1 protein-coding gene and 1 pseudogene are annotated in these 578 nt (G+C 70.9%); both read left to right on the plus strand.

Annotation, left to right across the window (positions count from 1 at the left end; translation table 11 throughout):
• Positions 1-438, plus strand: a 438-nt coding sequence (lipB, locus tag A9X03_RS08330) for a lipoyl(octanoyl) transferase LipB (RefSeq protein WP_156746504.1), incomplete at its 5' end; no start/stop codon positions are given.
• Positions 435-578, plus strand: a pseudogene (locus A9X03_RS29150) (lipoyl synthase); the annotation flags it as partial. The gene lipB and the pseudogene A9X03_RS29150, both read left to right, overlap by 4 nt.

A 578-nucleotide genomic window follows, 5' to 3' on the forward strand; every position in this document is an offset into this window, starting at 1 on the left:
GCGCTGCACCAGGCTTTTCAGCTGGGTGTATTCGGGCCCCATCCGGGCCCGCACCTTGATCCACGGCGGCTTGCGCTGATCAAGGTGTGCGGCGACCTGGGCTTGGAGACGTGCCGGGTGCACGGCCGGTCCGGGGTGTGGGTGCCGGGCGGTGCCGGGCGGCCCGACCGCAAGGTCGGCGCCATCGGTGTGCGGGTCTCGCGGGCGACCACCCTGCACGGTTTCGCGCTCAACTGTGACTGCGACCTCGACGCGTTCGGCACGATCGTGCCGTGCGGCATCACCGACGCCGACGTGACCTCGCTGTCGGCCGAGTTGCGGCGCCCGGTGGCTGTCGGCGACGTCCGCGCGGCCGTCGCAAACGCCGTCTGCGACGCCCTCGACGGGGTCCTGCCGGTCCGGGAACACCCCGGCACGCGCGTAGCATCAGCGATGTGACTGTCGCACCCGAAGGCCGCAAGCTCTTGCGCCTGGAGGTCCGCAATGCGCAAACCCCGATCGAGCGCAAGCCGCCGTGGATCAAGGTGCGGGCCCGGATGGGGCCCGAATACACCCAGCTGAAAAGCCTGGTGCAGCGC

The organism is Mycobacterium sp. E1715, from assembly GCF_001667625.1.
GTDB lineage: Bacteria > Actinomycetota > Actinomycetes > Mycobacteriales > Mycobacteriaceae > Mycobacterium.